At 28.6% G+C, this 21201-nt stretch carries 22 protein-coding genes; 7 read left to right on the top strand and 15 right to left on the bottom strand.

All coding sequences use genetic code 11. The features are described from left to right. Positions 1–2: 2 nt before the first annotated feature. Both IC219_RS12640 and IC219_RS12635 read right to left on the bottom strand, forming a co-directional pair. A complete protein-coding gene (locus tag IC219_RS12640) occupies positions 3–1163 on the bottom strand; it encodes a DUF819 domain-containing protein (RefSeq protein ID WP_227434294.1) in 1161 nt (386 codons plus the stop codon). 19 nt (positions 1164–1182) lie between these two features. Next, on the bottom strand, positions 1183–2250 hold the full coding sequence (locus tag IC219_RS12635; protein WP_227482272.1) for a mandelate racemase/muconate lactonizing enzyme family protein: 1068 nt from the start codon (positions 2248–2250) through the stop codon (positions 1183–1185). Between the two features lie 340 nt (positions 2251–2590). Here IC219_RS12635 and IC219_RS12630 point away from each other — a divergent pair, with 340 nt between their 5' ends. After that, a complete protein-coding gene (locus tag IC219_RS12630; protein WP_227434292.1) occupies positions 2591–3157 on the top strand; it encodes a helix-turn-helix domain-containing protein in 567 nt (188 codons plus the stop codon). A gap of 202 nt (positions 3158–3359) precedes the next feature. On the opposite strand, the gene IC219_RS12625 is transcribed toward IC219_RS12630, so the two are convergent. Genes IC219_RS12625 through IC219_RS12610 form a run of 4 tightly spaced genes read right to left on the bottom strand, consistent with a single transcriptional unit; the run spans position 3360 to position 7131 of the window. After that, positions 3360–4346: a biotin-dependent carboxyltransferase family protein gene (locus tag IC219_RS12625; RefSeq protein WP_227831189.1), complete on the bottom strand. Its 987-nt coding sequence runs from the start codon at positions 4344–4346 to the stop codon at positions 3360–3362. Positions 4347–4375: 29 nt separating this feature from the next. Then, positions 4376–5071, bottom strand: coding sequence for a 5-oxoprolinase subunit PxpB (pxpB, locus tag IC219_RS12620; protein ID WP_227831190.1), 696 nt, complete (start codon positions 5069–5071; stop codon positions 4376–4378). A 19-nt stretch (positions 5072–5090) separates the two neighbouring features. Then, positions 5091–6311 carry an NRAMP family divalent metal transporter gene (locus IC219_RS12615; RefSeq protein ID WP_227853329.1) on the bottom strand — a complete coding sequence of 407 codons (1221 nt, stop codon included), beginning with the start codon at positions 6309–6311 and terminating at the stop codon, positions 5091–5093. A gap of 28 nt (positions 6312–6339) precedes the next feature. Next, positions 6340–7131 carry a LamB/YcsF family protein gene (locus tag IC219_RS12610; protein ID WP_227434288.1) on the bottom strand — a complete coding sequence of 264 codons (792 nt, stop codon included), beginning with the start codon at positions 7129–7131 and terminating at the stop codon, positions 6340–6342. A 585-nt stretch (positions 7132–7716) separates the two neighbouring features. On the opposite strand from IC219_RS12610, the gene IC219_RS12605 reads away from it, so the two are divergent. Beyond that, positions 7717–8346: a TrkA C-terminal domain-containing protein gene (locus IC219_RS12605; protein WP_227434287.1), complete on the top strand. Its 630-nt coding sequence runs from the start codon at positions 7717–7719 to the stop codon at positions 8344–8346. Between the two features lie 113 nt (positions 8347–8459). Here IC219_RS12605 and glpK read toward each other — a convergent pair whose 3' ends face one another. Then, positions 8460–9974, bottom strand: coding sequence for a glycerol kinase GlpK (gene glpK, locus IC219_RS12600; protein ID WP_227831191.1), 1515 nt, complete (start codon positions 9972–9974; stop codon positions 8460–8462). 260 nt (positions 9975–10234) lie between these two features. On the opposite strand from glpK, the gene IC219_RS12595 reads away from it, so the two are divergent. From IC219_RS12595 to IC219_RS12585, 3 genes are all read left to right on the top strand, one after another. Continuing rightward, on the top strand, positions 10235–10777 hold the full coding sequence (locus tag IC219_RS12595; RefSeq protein WP_227434285.1) for a TetR/AcrR family transcriptional regulator: 543 nt from the start codon (positions 10235–10237) through the stop codon (positions 10775–10777). A gap of 13 nt (positions 10778–10790) precedes the next feature. Then, entirely contained in the window at positions 10791–13289 is a 2499-nt protein-coding gene (locus tag IC219_RS12590; RefSeq protein ID WP_255612987.1) for an MFS transporter, read from the top strand. A 432-nt stretch (positions 13290–13721) separates the two neighbouring features. Beyond that, positions 13722–14129 (top strand): helix-turn-helix domain-containing protein, encoded by a 408-nt coding sequence (locus tag IC219_RS12585; protein ID WP_227434283.1) that lies wholly within the window; start codon positions 13722–13724, stop codon positions 14127–14129. Between the two features lie 231 nt (positions 14130–14360). Here the strand turns inward: IC219_RS12585 and IC219_RS12580 are convergent, their stop codons facing one another. Beyond that, the gene (locus IC219_RS12580; RefSeq protein ID WP_227434282.1) at positions 14361–14570 is read right to left on the bottom strand and encodes a hypothetical protein; all 210 of its coding nucleotides are present in this window, start codon (positions 14568–14570) and stop codon (positions 14361–14363) included. Positions 14571–14607: 37 nt separating this feature from the next. Further along, the gene (locus IC219_RS12575) at positions 14608–14817 is read right to left on the bottom strand and encodes a helix-turn-helix transcriptional regulator (RefSeq protein ID WP_227434281.1); all 210 of its coding nucleotides are present in this window, start codon (positions 14815–14817) and stop codon (positions 14608–14610) included. A gap of 298 nt (positions 14818–15115) precedes the next feature. Between IC219_RS12575 and IC219_RS12570 the strand changes: the two genes are divergently transcribed. Beyond that, positions 15116–15526, top strand: coding sequence for a helix-turn-helix domain-containing protein (locus tag IC219_RS12570; RefSeq protein WP_227434280.1), 411 nt, complete (start codon positions 15116–15118; stop codon positions 15524–15526). 235 nt (positions 15527–15761) lie between these two features. Beyond that, on the top strand, positions 15762–16217 hold the full coding sequence (locus IC219_RS12565) for a hypothetical protein (RefSeq protein ID WP_227434279.1): 456 nt from the start codon (positions 15762–15764) through the stop codon (positions 16215–16217). 129 nt (positions 16218–16346) lie between these two features. Here IC219_RS12565 and IC219_RS12560 read toward each other — a convergent pair whose 3' ends face one another. From IC219_RS12560 to IC219_RS12535, 6 genes are read right to left on the bottom strand one after another with little or no spacing between them, the layout of a single operon-like run. Further along, positions 16347–17159, bottom strand: a complete 813-nt coding sequence (locus IC219_RS12560) for a phage tail protein (RefSeq protein ID WP_227831193.1) — start codon at positions 17157–17159, stop codon at positions 16347–16349. A 1-nt stretch (position 17160) separates the two neighbouring features. Further along, a complete protein-coding gene (locus tag IC219_RS12555) occupies positions 17161–17778 on the bottom strand; it encodes a putative phage tail protein (protein WP_227434277.1) in 618 nt (205 codons plus the stop codon). Continuing rightward, complete coding sequence (locus IC219_RS12550) at positions 17775–18827, bottom strand: baseplate J/gp47 family protein (RefSeq protein WP_227831194.1); 1053 nt, start codon at positions 18825–18827, stop codon at positions 17775–17777. The genes IC219_RS12555 and IC219_RS12550 overlap by 4 nt, the downstream gene beginning before the upstream one ends. Beyond that, positions 18820–19251, bottom strand: coding sequence for a DUF2634 domain-containing protein (locus IC219_RS12545; RefSeq protein WP_227434275.1), 432 nt, complete (start codon positions 19249–19251; stop codon positions 18820–18822). Before IC219_RS12545 ends, IC219_RS12550 begins: the two co-directional genes overlap by 8 nt. Then, on the bottom strand, positions 19251–19577 hold the full coding sequence (locus IC219_RS12540) for a DUF2577 family protein (protein ID WP_227434274.1): 327 nt from the start codon (positions 19575–19577) through the stop codon (positions 19251–19253). Before IC219_RS12540 ends, IC219_RS12545 begins: the two co-directional genes overlap by 1 nt. Before the next feature lie 14 nt (positions 19578–19591). Further along, positions 19592–21076, bottom strand: coding sequence for an NlpC/P60 family protein (locus tag IC219_RS12535; protein ID WP_227434273.1), 1485 nt, complete (start codon positions 21074–21076; stop codon positions 19592–19594). Positions 21077–21201: the final 125 nt, after the last annotated feature.

Below are 21201 nucleotides of genomic sequence, written 5' to 3'. Positions count from 1 at the left end.
TCCTAGAGACCAAGAACCATTTTTATTGCATATGCCACCGATATACCTGCATAATTTCCTAATACTCCACCAATTACCCCCATCACTACAGCTACACTTACAAGCGAATTCCATTTTGCTGAAGCGGCTACTAAAGCTGACGTTGGACCATCAGCAATTGCTCCAACTATAGAAAGTATTACATATTGATACTTTATCTTTAACATTCTAGTTACAAATAGATGGAAGACAAATGAAGCAAAGATTATGCTAAAGCAATAAAATGTTATAGTAAAAGTTGAACCTAAAAATTCTTTTATATCTACTGAAAATCCTATTGTACATAAAAAGAATAATGCAACAAACAATCCTAAATCTAAATTCCCCTTTAATTTTTTTACTGGTTTTAATTGAGCAATTATAATTGAAATTGTTGTAACTAAAAGAATTCTTGCTGCACTGCTAAAGCTTGAACTAAAATATCCTGAAAGAATTGTTGCAACCTCTGTAACAACAAAGCCTATAGCCAGCATCCAAGCGATATCTTTTATGCTCCACTCTTTTGATTCCATAAATTCTTCATTCTGGCAATCTTCTAACTCTGATTCTTCTAAATGATATGGCCAAAACTTTTGAAACTTCTTAGAATTTTTTAATATTGCTGGAAGTGCAAACATAAATATTAATGTTGGAACTCCAATTACATAATCAGCTGCATTCGCTGCTGCTAGAGTTTGTCTACTTACATTAAGACCTGTTCCAATAGCTGTAAGATTAGCACTTCCTCCAGTATATGTACCTACAAACATCCCTGCAACTTTCCATCCTTCTGATATTTCACCTGCAAATACCAATCCAAATAAAAACGCCATTATACTTACTGTCAATACTGCCACAAAAATTGCTATTAAAGGCTCTCTTGATAGCTTTGTCATTTCTTTTAAATCAACACTCATCAACATTATAGTCATAGAAACTGGTATAGCATATGTAGAAATAGTTCCATACAATTCTGTACTTACTGGAACTACCTTTAAATTTGAAAGTATTATTCCCATTATGATTATTGTAAGTGCTGGTCCTAGACTCTTAGTTACTTTATATTTTTGTAAGTAAAATCCAAATGCAACCATAGCTGTCATTATTGCAAGTATACTACCTGTACTTGAAAAAAGTGTATTCATATTTAACCCCCTAATTTCATCATAAGTTTACTTCTATTCCTAAACCTGGTTTGTCGATAAGATTCATAATATCTCCATCCATTTCAAATCCTCCAGATATACTTTCTAACTCTTCACAAAACATAAAACTATCAAGGTCAGCTTCTGTTATATTCTTCTTAGATGCTATTAAATTTGCGGCTGCTGTTATACCAATCCTTGTCTCAAGCATACATCCTAACATACAATTAACCCCACTTGCTTCAGCTATATTATTGATTTTTATTGCAGGGTAAATTCCACCAGATTTCATTAACTTTATATTAAATGTATCAACTGCATTTTTCTTTATAGCTTTAATTGCATCTATTGGTGAATGTAATGACTCATCTATCATAATCTTAGTATTACTCTTATTTCTTATGTAAGCAGTTCCATCTAAATCCCAATGTGGAAGTGCTTGTTCAATCGCATCAACGCCAAATTCTTCTAGTTTTTTGATAGTATTTATGCTACTATTTACATTCCAGCCTTGATTTGCATCTATTCTAATTCTTATATTATCTCCAACAGCTTCTCTAATTAATTTTACAGCTTCAATATCTTCTTCAGGTCTTATTCCAGCTTTAAGTTTCAATATTCTAAAACCTTCTCTAACTCTTCCCAGTGCTTCTTCTGCCATTTTCTCTGGTTTATCTATACCTATAGTTATATCTGTTTGAATTTTGTTATCATATCCTCCAAGAACTTTATAAAGAGGTACATTCATAATTTTACCTTTAAGGTCATACAAAGCTATATCAATTGCTGCTTTGGCAGAAGTATTACCTATTATGATTCCATCCATAATTGTATGTATAGTTTCAATATCTAATGGGTCTTTACCTATAAGTTCCTTTTTAAACATGATTAATATAGAAATTACAGTATCTAAAACTTCACCTGTAACTGCTGCAAGAGGAGCAGCTTCTCCAAATCCACAGTAACCTTCATCAGTCTCAATTTTTAAGATTATGCTCTCTCCATATTCAATTGTTCCAAACGAAACTACAACAGGCTTTCTTAATTTGATTCTTAATTTTTCAAATTTAATATCTGTTATTTTCATGTTAACCTCCTCATTTTTGAAGTAATAATTTAATTTTTTTATTTTTATACTTCAAATTATATTATTACTTCAATACATCTGTCAATATAATTTACTGAAAATTTAATTTTTTCTAAAATATCCTACAATAATACCTTTAAAATTAATAATCCTATATTAAATTTTTCTGCATTATATTGATTCATCAACAAATTATTTTTATAAGATTTTATTTGCACCTCACTAATTGCTAATTCTTAAAATCTTCCATTCATCTTTCTTGCTACTACTTCTATGTTATGCTATAATTACTTTGTTTTAATCGAATATTTTGTATAAATTTTATTATTTGGAGGTTCTTATGCTAGGGGAAAAGATGAGAAATATAAGAAAAAACAAGAAAAAAACACTAAGTGATGTTTCCAAATTGACAGACTTATCTATAAGTTATATATCTCAAATCGAAAGAGATGCTATTGAACCATCCCTGTCTTCATTAAGAAAAATCGCTGAAGTTTTAGATACTCCTTTATATATGTTTATGGATGATAATAACACGGATGATTTAGTCATCAGAAAAGAAGATAGAGTTATGATGAAGTTTCCAAAAAGTGAAATGTTTTATGAGATAGTATCTCCAATGCCAACAGCTGATTTTGCACCTTCAATCTTATTTTTAGAATTTGAACTTAAACCAGAAAGTGAAGATACTAAAGACTATATCTCTCATGCATCAGAAGAAGTGGTTGTATTGACAAGTGGTATAGTTGATATTTGTATAGGTGAAAATATAGTAAGATTAAATCCTGGGGATTCAACATTTATAAAAGCTAATACTCCTCATAAAATTATCAATCCAAGTAAAGATAAACCAGCTCGTGGATATGGTGTTATATCACCTCCCATTTGGCCAATAAAGTCCAAGTAAATATCTACAATACAATTGTTTAATATGTAAAATGTTTTAATACATAAAACCAAAACGTAAGCTCTTTTAAAATTAATGTATTTACTCAAATAAAAATAGCTATTTGACTAATTCAAACCATTTTAATAATGGCAAATAGTAAATAGCTATTTCTAAATTGTACTTTAAATTGTAACAAAAATTAATATTAATTAAATTTAAATTAAACCGCTATATCGTTTAATACTTTGGCTTTAACAACTCTTATATTTTTCATACTTTTATATATATCTTGAATCTTATCTTCTTGTTCTTTCAATAATCTATGAGCTTCATATATATCTACAAACTCAAACTTTACTACATCATTTGGTTTTGCTTGTGCTAACTTACACAAATCTACACTTATAACATTTCCTATTTTAGTATAACCACCACTAGTTTGTCTATCTGATAACATTATGATAGGTTTCCCGTGTCCAGGTACTTGTATAGCTCCATAAGAAATACCATCAGATATAATATCTGCTCCATTAATATGCTTTATACTATCTCCTTCTAATCTACAACCCATTCTATCTATTTCATTTGTAACTTTATATTCATTTAATAGAAATTTTTCTACTTCCTCTTTAGAAAAAGCATCAAATTGAGGTCCTTTTACAATTCTTAGTACTATTTCTGAACTATAATTTGGAATGTATTTTGAATTTAATTTTTTGTTTATTGTAAAATCTTTTTCTTGAGCAAAAGTATTTATATAATCACCTTTTTTAAGTGCTCTACCTTCAAATCCACCAATCTTAGCTCTTGTATAAGTTGATTTACTTCCCATTGCAAGTGGAACATCTATTCCACCAGCTATTGATACATATGCCCTAGCCCCTGAGTTTACACCTCTAAATGATAATATGTCACCAGGATTTATTTGATATGACCTCCAATTTTGAATCTCTTTTCCATTTATTCTAGCTCCTAAATCTCCACCAGTTACTGCTATTTGTGTATATTCATCAAAGGTAATTGTAGGACCTAACATTAGAACCTCCAAAGAAGCTTCATCTTCAGAGTTTCCAACTAATATATTTCCCACTCTATGTGCATATTCGTCCATTGCTCCACACCCAGATACACCATATTGTCCATATCCAACTCTACCTCTGTCTTGTATTAATGTTTGGAAACCTCCTAATTCTACTTTAAATCCCATATATACCACTCCCTGTATTATCACTATTTTTAAACACTTAAATTATTTTTTTCAATTTCTATAAATTCATCTAAAGTTATTGGAACAAACTTTATAAAATCTCCAGCTCGAAGTAAAATTTGTTCTTCTCTATTTTCGTCATATAGTTTTAAAGGTGTTCTACCAATTATTTGCCATCCACCAGGGCTATCTATAGGATATACACCTGTCTGAGAACCAGCTATTCCCACACTTCCACCATAAATTTTAGTTCTTGGTACTTCTAATCTAGGTGTAGCTATTCTTTCATCCATTCCACCTAAATATGGAAATCCAGGAGTAAATCCCAACATATATATTAAATACTCTCTGCCTGTGTGTATATTTATGACTTCATCTACAGTCAGATTATTGTAACTTGCGACAGTTTCAATATCTATACCAAATACCTTATCGTAACATACTGGAATTTCATGTATTTTAGGTTTTGGCAGCTCTATACTTTCTAAATTATTTTCTATTTTTTTTAAGCTCTCAATTAAACTATCAAAATCTATTTTCAAGGGATTGTAGCTTATCATAAGTGACCTATATGTTGGCACCATTTCTGTAACAATACCTTTGAGATTTGATATTTCTATCGCTCTCATAAACGAAATTACTTTTTTATTTATATCTTCCGATATTTCATTTCCAAATTCAGCAACTACTGCTTTGTCTCCTGATAGCAAGTATCTAGTTTCCATAAATGTCACCTCTTTTAAATTAAGCAAATAAAGTACTCAGGCTACTAAGAGAAGTTATCCCTGCATAAGCAGATATTAAAACTACTATTAATCCAAATATCAAAAGCCATGTAGGATGTTTATAATCACCAACAATATCTTTTCTCTTAGATGCTATAAGCATTATTCCTAAAGTTATTGGAAGTATTAAACCATTTAAAGCTCCTGCTAAAATTAATAAAGTTGCTGGCTTTCCTATAAATGCCATTATAAGTGTTGATATAGCTATAAATGCTATTATAAAATACTTTTCATTTTTTGCTATGAAAGGATTTAGCGTCTTTAAGAAAGAAACTGATGTATAAGCAGCTCCTATAACTGATGTAATTGCAGCAGACCATAATACAAGCCCAAAAAATTTATATCCTATCGCTCCTGCACTAAATTTGAAAGCTGAAGCTGCTGGATTTTCTGGGTCAAGTTGAATCCCTTTTGAAACCACTGCTAATATTGCTAAAAATAAAAGTACCCTCATCATAGTTGCAACTAATATCCCTAAAAGAGATGATTTAGTTATTTCTTTTATATTTTCTTCACCTGTTATTCCACCATCTATTAATCTATGCCCTCCAGCAAATGTTATATATCCTCCAACACTTCCTCCAAGTAGAGTTATTATTGGAAATATCAGTGTCTTTGGATTTTCTGGTTTTACCATTCTATAAACTGCTTCTCCAACAGGAGGATGATTTGATATTGCTACATATCCAAGTATAATTATCATACCTAATGCTAAAAACTTAGTTATCTTATCTACTAAAGAATTTGAATTTTTTGACATAAATACAAATATTGCTATTAATCCACTTAATACAGTTCCTAATGTCATATTCATATTAAACATTACATTCATACCAAGTGCAGCTCCACCAACATTTCCTATATTAAAAGCTAATCCACCAAGGCCTACTAAAAAGGCTACTAGGTAACCTAAGCCAGGTACTATTTTATTTGCTATATCTTGACCTCTAAGACCTGATACACCAATTACTCTCCATACATTCACTTGAGCTCCTATAAAAAGGATAGTTGTAATTAGTACTACAAATGAAAAACTTGGCCCAAAATCTTGAGTAAACTGTGCTGTCTGAGTTAAAAATCCTGGCCCAATTGCTGATGTTGCCATTATAAATGCGGCCCCTATAAGTGCCCCAACGTCTTTTTTACCTTTTTCGTTATCTGTAATATTTTTTGTACTCATATTTTATTTCCCCCTCATATTATCAGTCTTACAATGTGTCCTCTGATGAACAAACTTCCATATTTTCTAATGGACAAACCTCTATACTTTCTAATTCAAAACGTTTTCTTATTTCTTTAACAAACTCTATTGCTTTTGGATTGTCTCCATGCACACATATAGAGTCCGCTTTAATATGTATAATTTCGCCAGTTATAGTTTCCACTGTTCCTTCTTTTACCATCTTAACAACTCTATCTATTGCAGTTTTTGTATCATGTATAACGGCTCCCTCTACATTTCTTGGAACCAAAAATCCGTTGCTATCATAGGCTCTATCTGCAAATACTTCATTTGCAAACTTAAGTCCAACCTCTTTAGCTGAATTTATCATTTCACTATTATATAACCCTAACAATGTAATATCTTTATTAACTTCATATATAGCTTCACAAATCGCCATAGCTAAATTTTTATCTTTTGCAGCCATATTATATAAAGCTCCATGTGGCTTTACATGCTGTATATTACATTCATTTGAAGTTGCAAATGCCATTAATGCTCCTAATTGATACTTTGTATAATCTTTAGCTTCTTGTTTTGTTATTTTCATCTCACGTCTTCCAAATCCTATTAAATCTAAAAACCCTGGATGTGCTCCTATTTTAACTCCATTTTCTTTAGCGAGTTTTACTGTTTTATCCATATGGCTAGGATCTCCTGCATGAAATCCACAGGCTATATTAGCTGATGAAATATATTTTAAGACTTCTTCATCTAAACCAATCTTATATGTTCCAAAACTTTCTCCTAAATCGCTATTTAAATCTACTTTATACAATTTATGACCCCCCTTGCTAACATTTTGATAGAATAAGTAGTTTTAATTTTTAAATTTTGTTTATTATATATATTGCATGAAATATTTTATTACTTGTATGCAATCTATTTTTTCAACTATTTTATTACATTTAATTAATATAATTTTACCATTTAAGGAATTTTTTTGCAATTAATTTAAATCGACATTCATTTGTACTTCTTTTTCAAAAACATTTTTCCCATTTTTTAGTTAATAATTAATTATTTATAGATGAATTATAGCTTTTAACTTTCATTTTTAAAGCATTTTTCAATTTTAATAACTTTGTATGCAAGACAGAAGTGTTTTTTTTCATTCATTTGTTTATTTCATCTATATAATTATCTATTTTTGTCCATAGAATGTCTTTACATTCCCTTAAATACTTCATTTCATACTTTGAATGGAAAAATTTAAATATGTATACTAAATGCATGTTAAAATATTATTTTAAAAAGACGACAATATTTGTACATAATGTAGACATATAAATTTATAAATTATACAATAGTATTATTAAGATTATATATTTTTTAACATAAATTTTATATTGGAGGAAAAACAATGGAAAAAAACTATACTATGCCGATATACCAAAAGATAGCTTTGGATATTGCAAATAAAATATATACAGGTGAAATACAGGAAGATTCAGTATTGTTTGGACGCTCTGTTTTGGCTGGTAAATACAATGTATCACCAGAAACTATAAGAAGAGCTGTTAAAATTTTAGAAGATATTGGCGTTGTTAAAAGCATAAAAGGTAAAGGTGTTATTGTACTATCACCAGACAAAGCTTCTTCTTTTATAAAAAAATATAGAGACATTACAAATATATCATCATATAAATCAACACTTTACAATTTAATAGATACTAAATCAAATCTAGAAAATGAAATCTTAGATACTATAAATAAAATTATAGATTATTCTAATAGACTAGAAATAATAAACCCCTTAGTGCCCGTTCAGTTCACAATAAATTCTAATTGTAAGTACATTGGCCAAACAGCTGCACAAACTAAGTTTTGGCAAAATACAGGAGCTACAATTGTTGCAATCAAAAGAGGTGAGGAACTTATAATCTCTCCTGGTCCATATATTGAATTTTTAGAGGGAGATATTCTTTTGGTTGTTGGAGACCAGCATATTTATAATTCTATACCAATGTTTTTATACGAAAATGAAAAATAGATTATACTATTTGGTTACAACTATGCAGAAATATAAATTTGAGAATAAAAAAGTAAAAATAAAAAAGTAGAGCTTTACAAAGCCCTACTTTTAAGTTTAAACACATCTAACCTTTAAATTTCTGACTCATCTTCTTTTTCCCAACTTAAAGCTCTTGATACAGCTTTCTTCCAACCTTTATATAATCGACGTCTCTTCTCTTCACTCATATTTGGATTAAACTCTTTTTCGACTGACCATTTTGATGTAATTTCATTTCTTCCAATATAGAATCCTACACACAATCCTGCTAAATAAGCAGCCCCCAAAGCTGTAGTTTCTACTATTTTAGGCCTATCTATATCTACATTTAGTATATCTGACTGGAATTGCATTAAGAAATTATTATTACTTGCTCCTCCATCAACCTTTAATGACTTTAATTTTAATTTTGAATCATGTTGCATTGCTTCCAATACATCCTTTGTCTGGTATGCAATTGATTCCAATGTCGCTCTAATTATATGCTCTTTTCTTGCACCTCTTGTAAGACCCAATATTGAACCTCTAGCATACATATCCCAATATGGAGCACCAAGACCTGTAAATGCAGGTACTACATACACACCATTAGTATCTTCTACTCTATTTGCATAAAATTCACTGTCGCTTGCAGATTCAATCATTTTAAGTTCATCTCTAAGCCATTGGATAGATGCTCCACCAATAAATATACTTCCTTCTAATGCATAAGTTACTTTTCCATCAACACCCCAAGCAATCGTTGTAAGCAAACCATGTTTAGATTTAACTATATTGCTACCTGTGTTCATAAGTAAGAAGCAACCTGTTCCATAAGTATTCTTTGCAGTACCTTCTTCAATACAATGTTGACCAAATAAGGCTGCTTGCTGGTCTCCTGCACATCCAGCAATAGGTATTTTAGCCCCTGATAACATACGCTCATCTGTATGCCCATAGACATAGCTAGAAGGTTTTACTACTGGCAACATACTTATTGGTATATCTAATTCTCGTAATATATCTTTATCCCATTCTAAGTTATTTATATTGTACATCATTGTTCTAGATGCATTTGAATAATCTGTTATATGTACTTTCCCACGTGTTAAGTTCCATATTAACCATGTATCTATAGTACCAAATAACAATTCGCCTTGTTCTGCTTTTTCTTTAGCACCTTCTACATTATCTAGTATCCACTTTATCTTTGTTGCTGAAAAATATGCATCTATCAAAAGACCAGTTTTTTCCTTTATTGATTCCTCTAATCCTTTACTTTTGAGTACATCACAGATTTCTGATGTTCTTCTACATTGCCATACTATCGCGTTATAAATCGGTTTCCCAGTATACCTACTCCAAACAATGGTCGTCTCTCTTTGATTAGTTATACCTATTGAAGCAATTTCTTCTGGTCTTATACCTGCTGTTTCTATTACCTCTCTCATTACCCCACTTTGTGAACCCCATATTTCCATAGGGTCATGTTCTACCCAGCCAGCTTTTGGATAAATCTGTTTAAATTCCTTTTGCGCAATTTTTACTATTTCGCCTTTTTTATTAAATAATATAGCTCTTGAACTAGTTGTCCCTTGGTCTAGTGCCATTACATATTTCTTTTCCATTATTTTATTCTCCTTATCATATAATAATATTATTAACTTATTAAAAAGAAAAATCTAATATTACATAATTTTAGTACATATTACTGCTTAAATATAAAAAATATAAATCTAATTAGATTAAATACTTATATAATAAGGCATCTATTTTACGCCATATCTATATATTAATATTATACATTATAGCTTGCATATTGATTAATAAATTTTAAAGGTTTATAATAAACAGTGTTCATAATAATTTTAATGAAAGAGGTGGTCATATGCCTAAGATTTTAGAAAATGTAAAGGAAGATATACTAAAAGTGTCTCGAGATATGATTTTGGAAGAAGATTACTCAAATATTAGCATAAGAAAAATAGCCCAAAGGTGTGGTATAAGTGCAGGTACAGTGTATAATTACTTCAAATCAAAACAAGAAATAATAGAATATATTATAAAATCAGAATGGGATTTATTGATAAGGCGAATTGAATACTCTAATAAAAATAGTAATAATTACATTGAAAAACTAAATATTATCTTTACAGAAATAAGAAATTTTATAAACAAAGTTCATAATATTCAATATGACGATTTTTTAGATACTTTTGAAATGAAAAGATTTATCGAAATGAAAAAACAAAAAAATGATTTTCATGAGCAACTTTCAAATAAAGTATATGAAGCTTTACAACAAGAAGATTTCTTTAATAATGATAAATTAGTATGTAATATCATAATCAAAATGTTTTTTTCATACTCAACCTATCTTCATATAGAATTTGAAGATTTAAATCCGTATATTGAAAAATTAATACATTAAGGTGGTGTTTACCTTGAATTCTAATACTAGTGTTCAAAGCAAAGATAATAATCCAAAGTTATTTTTAGTACTCACTCTTTATCTTTTAGGTATATTTATGGGAGCTATTGATACTGGAATAGTATCACCAGCAAGAACAATTATACAAAATAGCCTAGGTGTAAATGAAAAAACAGGAATTTGGATGATTACTATATATACACTAACATATGCATCTGTAATCCCTATTTCTGGTAAATTAGCAGACAAAATAGGAAGAAAATATGTATATTTAGTTAGTATATTTCTATTTGGTAGTGGCTCATTAATCTGTGGATTATCATCATTATTTTCCAACTTTTACATTTTACTAATTGGCCGTGTTATACAAGCTATTGGTGGAGGCGGAATTATGCCAATTGCTACAGCAGAATTTGGAACCACTTTCCCAGAAAACAAAAGAGGTATGGCTTTAGGTTTAGTTGGAGCAACTTATGGTATAGCAAATATTTTAGGTTCAAGTATAGGTAGTACAATACTAAGTATATTTGGAACTCAAAATTGGAAGTGGTTGTTTTTTGTTAACCTTCCAATATGCTTGGTTATAATTATTGGAGGAATACTATGTATTAAAAATAATAAGTCTACATCTACAGAGAAAATTGATAAATTAGGAACATTAATGTTGATATGTATAATAGTATCTTTGTTATATGGTCTTATGAATATAGACTTTTTTAATTTTAAAAATTCTCTACAAGATACATCAGTTTATCCTTATTTATTGACATTTATAATACTTATACCTATTTTTATATTTGTTGAAAATAAAGCTAAAGACCCTATTTTGAATTTCGAATATTTTTTAAATCCAAGAATACTAATAGTACTCATTTTATCTTTAATTGTTGGTATTGGAATGATGGGTATGGTATTTGTTCCACAATATGCTGAAAATGCATTAAAAATAAATGCTGGTTCTGGTGGATATTTTGTTGCTATATTAGGATTATTTGCAGGTATTGCTGCTCCTTTGAGCGGAAAACTTATTGATAAGTTTGGCGCAAAAAAGATACTGTTACTTGGATTTTCAGTATCTATGATAGGCTCTCTTTATCTGATTTTAATTGCACTAAAAACCAATACAGTATTTAGTGTATGTGTAAGTCTTATATTTATGGGATTAGGAATGGGATTTACTATGGGAACACCTTTAAATTACATGATGCTTTCAAATACAAAAATAGAAGAATCTAATTCTGCACTTGCAACACTGTCTCTGATACGTTCAATTGGAACTTCAATTTCACCTGCAATAATGATTGGATTTATAGCACATGCAGGATTATCTGTACAGGATAATATTATGGATATAGTTGGTAAACCATCAACACCTAAAATAGTTCAACTTGAAGAACTTGAAACTATGATAGATGATTTAAAGTCAGACCCAGAAATGGCTAAGAATTTGAAAAATATTTCTATACCAAACATGAACGATTCATCAAGTATTAATATGGATATGACAGATGGCAAACTCCCAAAATACTTACTAGACAAAGTTCAATCAGCAGATACAACCAATATTACCAACATCACAAAAGAAATATCAACAACAATGTTTGATGAAAAAGTTCCTTCTGTAATTACGAAAATAGAATTAAATGTCCAAAAAGGAATAGATGGTACTCAAAGTGGAATAAATGGCATTGAAGAAGGTGAAAACAAACTAAACAGTGGCATCAAAGGAATTCAAACTGGTATTGACAATATGATAAAAGCTAGAACTGGTATTAATCAAGGAATAGCTGGAATAAAAAAAGGTATCGCTGGCACTGATAAAGGCATAAAAGGTATGGAACAAGGTATAAAAAAACAAGATAAAGCTATAAATGAAATGACACTTGCTTATAATAAAATACCTACAATACCACAAGGTACTACTCCTTCTGATAATGAAAATTCATCAAATAATCAAGAGCAAAATGACACTAGTAATTCTGACTCAAACAGTAATAAAAATGATTCTACAGAAAATAAAAATAACAATTCTAGTGAGAATAAACCAAATTTAAATGAAAAAAAAGAAGCTCTAAATTCTCAAATACAACAACTAAAAAAAGCAAGAGCTGAGTTAAACACCAAATTGCAAAAAACTAAATCTCAAAGAAAAGAATTAAGTAAAAAACTTAAAAACATGGAATCTCAAAAGAAAGAACTTCAGAGAAAATTAAATGATTCCATAAATAAAAAACAAGACATGGAAAAAGGTTTTGACACAATGGAACAACAGAAAAAATCGCTTCAATTAATTCTAGCAAAAACACAGGAATTAAAAGATGAAATACCAAAAGCTTTTAATAAGTCAAAACTAGATTATATAAATTCTATAGAAAACAATAAAACAAAAATAGAAAATACACTACAATCTACTCTAAATTTAGGATTTAGACAGATGTATATAACAGTTTTTTGCGTAAATTTACTTGCATTCATAGTATTGTTATTCTATAAAGAAAACAAAACTAGATAAACAAATCCAATAGTATTATATTGTAAGCCTATATTATATTTTAAACATTTGAAATTCTTTATCTTTAACTAATATAAACTACAGTATAATACTATTCTCTTTCTAATATCTATCCTTAATATAATTTTTATATATTCTTCATTATTAGAAAATTATATTTTCATACCCAAGTATACTTTAAAAGTAATCTATAAAATATATTATTGAAACTATTTTATTTTCAATATCTACTTTTGTCTATTAAAAGATATCTATAAATCAAAATAAACCATATATTTTCAATTATAATATGTTAAAATCATAGTATGAGTATATTAATTTAAGCAAAATGTCATTCAGACTTTATTTTAGTAATTTTATAGAAGAAAAGGAATATACCTCGATTTTTAATGTCATTTGGACTTTATTTATAAAAAGAAAGGAGTGTGTTTCATGGATACTTTAGGAAAAAGAATTGCTTATTTGAGAAACTCCAGAAAACTTACCCAGCGTAAACTTATGGATATTTTAAAATTTGAAAACTTAGGTAAGTTTGAAACTGGAGGTAGAAAGCCTAATTGCGATATATTAATGTCAATAGCTGATTATTTTGATGTTAGCACTGACTGGCTTCTATATGGAAAAGAAAAAGTAAACTCCAATAATAGTGTTAAAGAAAATAAGGAAGATTATTTGTATAATCTACATGTAACTGATGATGAAATGATGGTATTAAACCTCTATAGGCAATTGAATGAACGTGATAAAATAAAAATAGAAGGAATGCTAGAGTTTAAGATATCTGAATATAAAGAATTAGAAAAACATTCTCCTACTGAGGATAACGATAAACCAGTTTAAACATACATAATTTGATACGAATTTACATCATTTGTAGAGATTCTTTTTTTGTGATAAATTGGCAACTAAAATATGGATATTAAATTGCTCAAATAAACTATGATTTAATTACAAATACATTTATTGTAGTTGAATTAACATATCCATATTTTAGTTTATATGTTTTTTATATGTTTTTAAAAATATTCTATATCACTATGTAATTCTTTCTATCTCTAATTAATATATTACTTACGTCTTTAATTCTTCCAACATCTTTTTATATACAATTGTACATCCTTCGTAATTTTCCTCTTTAAGAAGGATTGAGCATGAAGTAGAATATTTAGTTAAAATATCCAATTTTTCCATGTTTAAACTTCGTACACCATTGAGAGCTGTAATAAAATCATCAATTGCTCTACAGCACTCTATTACTCCATCTGAATCTAATTTACACATAAGAATATGTCCCTTCTTCATATATTAGTTATTAATATTAATCTTCTTCTGAGTATTCTATATTAAGCAATTGATAAATTGATGATTTATATTTTTTTCCTGTCCTTCTGCCATTTAAAATAGCTGACAAATAGTTTTCATTAACACCGACTTTTTTTGCTAATTCCCTTTGAGTCATGTTTAATTCAATAAGCCTTTGCTTGACCTGTATTCCCAAAAAAGGTATCCATTTTTTTCGAGTATCCATTTAATCAAGTTCCCTTTCTAAATAATTTATATTTATTTTTATTATTAAACTTATACACCTCCCTCTGTTTAGTATATTTTTTAAATATGTACAAATATTAAGTACATGAATTTATTTAATACTAAATAAGATTTTTTGATTACTTTGTGCTAAAATTAGGATGTAATTTCGTATCATTAAATTAATTATAAAGTCATTTTGACCTTAAGTCAATATTTTTTATGTCATTTTGACCTTAAATTTGCAACTATCTATATTTTAAAAAGTCTTTCTGACATTAATTGAATGGAGAGTGTTTATGGATACTTTAGGAGAAAGAATTGTTTATTTAAGAAAAACAAAGAACCTTAAGCAATATGAATTAGAAGAAATGTTAAACTGTGATAATTTGAGTAAATTTGAAAGAAATATTAGAAAACCAAATTATGAGATATTAAAATCCATAGCTGATATATTTAATGTTTCTGTAGACTGGCTATTAAATGGAGATAATATATCACAAGAATCAAATTTAATTTGCGATTCCTCACCAAACTATCCATTTAATAGCATCAGTTCTAATGAAATAAAACTTTTAAAAAATTTTAGAAAACTAAGTGATTATGATAGAGCAAAAATAGAAGGTATGATTGAATTAAAACTTCATGAATATGAAAAAGAGAAAGATTTTGAAAAAACTGAGTATGATAAAAATAAAGATAAAAAATAGATAAATAATTTTTATGTTGCTTTTGATACGATTTTACATCATTTCTTTGCTCTAATATTTTTATTTCATTTATTTTCTTTTTTATAGTTTTATGATAAAATAATTAGTATATTTTGCTTTACTTGAATGTAATTATTTATACAAAAGTCAAACATAATATAAATGTAGTAAATTTTTAGTTTCAAGTAATCTCTCGTTATTATAACTAAATATTTATTAAAATTAGGAGGATAAAATGGGCTTAAAAGACAAATTCGCGCAATCATTTGCTAGATCAAAAACTATGAGTGGCCCTGAGAAAAAGGCTAATGAAATAATGGGTAAATTACTTCTTAAGAAGGCTATATTACCTATCGTTTTAATGTTCGTGATAATAATCGCTGGAGCTATGCTGAAAATCAATTCTTGGGTTACACTTGGCATAAATTTAGTTATTGCTGTTGGTGCTTTCTTCTACATAAGAAATTCTAGTAAAAAGTATCAAAACTTTAAACCTTATGTTGGCAATTTGATTAGTTTAGAGAAAAAAGGTAAAAAAGAGTATGTTGCTATTATAAAACAAGGTAAACTACCAGTTAAATTACAAATTGCTTATGGTGGTGAAGACCTTGAACATATTAAGAAAAATCAAATGGTTCAAATAAGTTATAATCCAGATGCTAAGATAGCTATTTTAGTTAACAGACAATAATTTTATAGTTTAATTATAAAAAGAGGTAGCATTAAATGCTACCTCTTTTATATTTATATATTTTTTTAATTTTACTAGTATATGTTGTTGCTTCTACTAACCATTGTTACCAATTTAAAGTTATAACCTTTAAATTGGTAACATATCTTTTATATCATTTATTAAACTCACTCTAGCAGTGTTTACACTAACACATAACTCATCTATTGCCCCTTGGACATTAGTAGAATTAAGTTTGCTTACTGTATTATCATAACTTGTTTTCTCTGCTGTTGTTTCTATACTATCAAGACCTTGTTTTACCTCATTCACTGCATTTACAAGACTTGTTTTATCTATCGTATTGAGTAAAGTTGTATCCCCTACTTTGTTATTAATCTCTATCTTATTGTCATCAATTTTAGTATTTAACTCTGTTTTAGCAGCTTCTATATCATTTGTCAAAAATGTTTTAGTTATATCTATTTTCTTATCTAGTTCTTGCATATCTTTCAAAGTTGCTAAAATAACAGTTGGGTCAACCTTTAAATTTACACTTGATGTATTAGAAACTACCAAAATAATTCTTATAATTAAATCTTTTACACTTCCAGAATCAACAGTTGGTTTATAAGTCTCTGGATATTTAGATATAGCTATAAGCTTATTATCTGAATCAAATATCCCAACTTCCCTTATCATAAATCCACCAATACTACCTGGTATTACAGTTTCTATAACTATCCAATTAGAATTTTCATCGTCTATTTTTACATTACTTATATCACCTTCCCAAACAACCTTTTTAAGAGATGTTTGTTCCTCTGTTGGATTGTATTCATTTCCTCCACCATCTCCAAGTTGTAACTTCACTAAGTCTACTTTCTTGCCAAGAGCAGTAGCATTTGCAATAGATGCTTTACCTGCTTTAGTCAAAATTGTATAATATTTTTGTTCTGCCAATTTATATCGCCTCCTGTTTAGGATATAATATTACTTTTTCCATACTTCTATCATTTCCTGTAGTAATACTTATTTCTCCAAATATATCTATATTTGATGGTGTCCATGGATATACAGTAACTGTTTCTCCTGTATTTACAGCAGTTCCACAAAACAATTCATTTTTATTCAACAAAATCATTTTAAACCTATGTTCTAAATGACATGGCTTTACACTTTCTAATACTTTATCTAACTCTACAATTGAATTATAACTACAATTATTAACTACAAATTCTAGTATAAATATAAATTCATTGCTAAGAACTTCTACTTCAACATTAGTCTTTGTATAGGCCTCACATATGTTTTTTATAACCTTTATTTTAGTTGTTCCTAAACTTCGTATTTTGGCTTTTATGTTACTTCTTCTAGTTTCATAATTTAAATCTTCATTATTTTGAATGCAAAGTATTTGTTCCCACATATCAAGACCCCATGTGGATGTATCAACAAACATTTGATTTATAGTATCATCAATATTTTCCTTCAATAAAGATAATTCAGTATCATAAGAGTTTTGTATTGCTTCAACTATATAATTCTTATAAAATGATGGAAGTTTATCAATTAATTTCATAAAACTTCCACCTCACTAAAATTTAAAGTTGTAACACTAGGTATTTTATCATCCTCAATTTTTATGTTATCTGTTGAATTATTTACAAGTAAATTACTTAAATCATGAACTCCAGAAGTACTTATTAAAATACCCAAAATTTTTGTATAAACAATTTCTCCAGTTATGGTTCTAAAGTACTGATTTATATTTTCCAAAAAGCTATTTTTTACCATATCCAAAGTGTATCCCCCTTCTAATTCCATAGAAGCACTTATACTTATATTTATAGGTACTGGAGTAGTTACTGTTAAGGTTGGCCCTATTGGCATTTCTTCTTCAATATGTTCTCTACATTTATTTATTATTTCTTCTTCAACAGACTGATTATTTTGACCAAATAGAAGAACTTTAACTGTTCCAGCGCCATTCCACCTTGGATATATCTTTGCATTATATACACCATCAACCTCTAGAGCCCATTCTTCATAATGAGCTTTATTTCCACTTGTTGCCTGATTCTTTTGTATTTTGAAAAATCTTTCTCTCAATTCTTCATCAGTTTCAATTTCTGTACCACCTGAAAATTTATTTATATTTGTTATCTTTTCAACACCAAATATAGTGTCATTTAACTTAAATTCACAGTCAGATGGTAGATTGTATTTAGTTCCAATTTCTAATGCTTGAACTGGACTTATATTTCCTTCTTCATCACCAATTACAACATCCTTTATTACTATAAATAATAAATCTTTATAAGAGATAATTGTTCCATTTGCTATTTCTACACCATTATCCCCTATAAACTCTACTTCCCCAGTAGCTTCACTACCAAGTTTTCTATATACACCAAACTCATTTACTCTTTTATCTAGTAACTGGTCATAAGTATCTTCAATAAAAGCCATTTTATGTATATTAGAAAGTTCAACATACATTTTAGCAAGTTCAAAGTTATTTCCAGAAACCATATCATTTAAAAAAGAGCCTTCTCCTTTATAAACATCTAGATTTATATTTTTAAGAGTTCTATTTTTTATTACTTCATAGGTTTGTTCACTATACATTTATTTCCACCTCCCCATAGATAGTGGATATTTTTATATCTGCACTTAATACATCTTTTTTAAAGTTAGTATTTAATACATTTACTTGTAGAATGTATGGATTCATCAATAAAGCTTCTTTTATATATCTAGATGCTTCACTTTCTGTAAGACCTTTGCTGTACTTTTGCCCTATTAAATCAGTCAATTCAGTTCCATAATCATCTGAGTAAATTTCATGTTCATATTTATTTGTTTTTATACACTTATAAACCCAAACTCTTATGGCTTCATTTTTTTCAACAGTCTTAAAATCCCCATTTTCTAATATTGGCTCGTCTTTTTCAAAGTCCCATGCTACTTCATGGAATAATCCTAATTCTTCTTTTTTAGGAATTCTGTAATCCTCTGGAACACCTATAAATGGAAATATTATGTTAGACATTATAAACTCACCAACTTACTTACTACTGCAAATTTTTCTCCAACTTTAAACATTATTACTGTATCTCCTTTATTGAGTTGACTAGTAAGTGGTTCATTCAATTCATGAGTATGATTATCAGACTGTTTTGTTATAAAATCCCTTGTCGCTCTATCAAACAACCAACAGTCTATAAGTAAATTATCTTTATCTAAAACTATATTGTTCATTGATACTTTTAAATCAGGCAATTTATTTACTATTATTCCAACAAAAAAAGAAGGTTCATTATGAAATTTACCTTCTTCTCTCATTATTCCAATAAATTCATTGATTGGATTAGCCACTATATCACCACCTTTTATAGAACTCTTTTTGCATTATGAAAATCTTTTCTCTTACTTAATTTACTTATTTTTACCACATCTCCAGTACCTGGAGCATGTATAAATTCTCCATTACCTATATACATCCCAACATGATGAACTTCTTTTCCAAAAAACACTAAATCCGAGGGTTGTAAATTATTTTTACCTACATCTTTTCCATATCTAGATTGTTCTTTAGATGTTCTTGGTAATTTTACCCCTACTTTATTGAAACAATATACCATGAGACCAGAACAATCAAACCTATTTGGACCAGTGGCACCCCACTTATAAGCTTTTCCTCTATGCTTCATAACTTCATCTATAACTGTCTTAGCTTTTCCTGATGAATTAATAGAGTAAGTGCCATCTCCTATAACTGCTTTTCCATTCTTTTTACCCCAAGCATTACATTCTTTATTACTAGCCATCAATATATCAAAATGATACACTCCATTTTTTATATTTATCGCTCCTCCTCTATCAGTAACAGTATAAACTTTTCCATCTCTAGATGTACCAGTTCCCTTTACTTGTATCTTTGTTCCAAATTTTATACTCTTTGGTGCTGCGCAAGTATTCTTTTTAGGGTCTAGTCTATTTCCTTGTGCATCATAAAGTCCACCTTCCATAGAATTATTTGCAGGATAATATGCAGTAAATAAAGCTTTAACCTCATTCCCATTCATAATACCATCACCACTATCAACAATTTCCTTTTGCTCATCTTGCCCTACAGACTTTTCATCCATAATATTTTGAAAATTAAGTTCTAGTTCAATTTGATAATCTCCATTTTGCCATGTATGTTTATCTGTATCTATATAAAATAACCCTACTAACTTAGTATATGAATCTTTTACTTTTACTCCTCTACCAGTTACACAGCTTATGTCTCCATATCCTTTTAGAGAACAAGTCCTTTCAATTCCTTTAAACTCACTTTCTACATCTGTTGTACTATTTTCTTGTTGTTGTATAACTTTTTGCATTATTACATTTACTTCTTTAAATATCGAATCATTAACCTTCTCACTAATCTTATTACCATATTGGTCAACTACCAATACCTTATTTTTTACATTTTCCATACTTTCTGAAAAAGTTGTATTGATAAGATTAAATCCTTCTTCAAAAGTAACATTTAATGTAACAGTTCCTTTCTCAATAACATTAAATTTATCAAGATTAGCCTCTATCATATATTTTTTCTTTGTAGTCTTACTTGCTTCTGTATAAGCACTCATTATGGTATCATATCCATTTACAGATATAAACATTTTAGTATATTTTACATTAGTCTTTGGTATATTACCAATTGCAAGCTTATTATCTGCAAATACTTGCTTTGCAATATCCTCTACTAACTTGTCCTTAAAATTATATGACACTTCACTTTGTAAAAGTAAAAATCCCATATCTTTAGCTGTAAAATTGATGTTAACACTACTTGAGTCTTTAGACCTATTAATTATCATTCCTCTAAAAAGTTCTTTTTCATCTACATAAAAACAAATCGTACTAGCTATTGGAATATCAATCTGCTGAAAATTAATATCTGAAGCTGACTGTACTATTGAAAACTCTAATGTTCGTGATGGAG

Source organism: Clostridioides sp. ES-W-0018-02 (genome assembly GCF_020658175.1).
In the GTDB taxonomy this organism is placed as follows: Bacteria; Bacillota; Clostridia; order Peptostreptococcales; family Peptostreptococcaceae; genus Clostridioides.
Note: the sequence above shows the minus strand (reverse complement) of the source record. Positions and strands in the feature narration are given on the sequence as shown.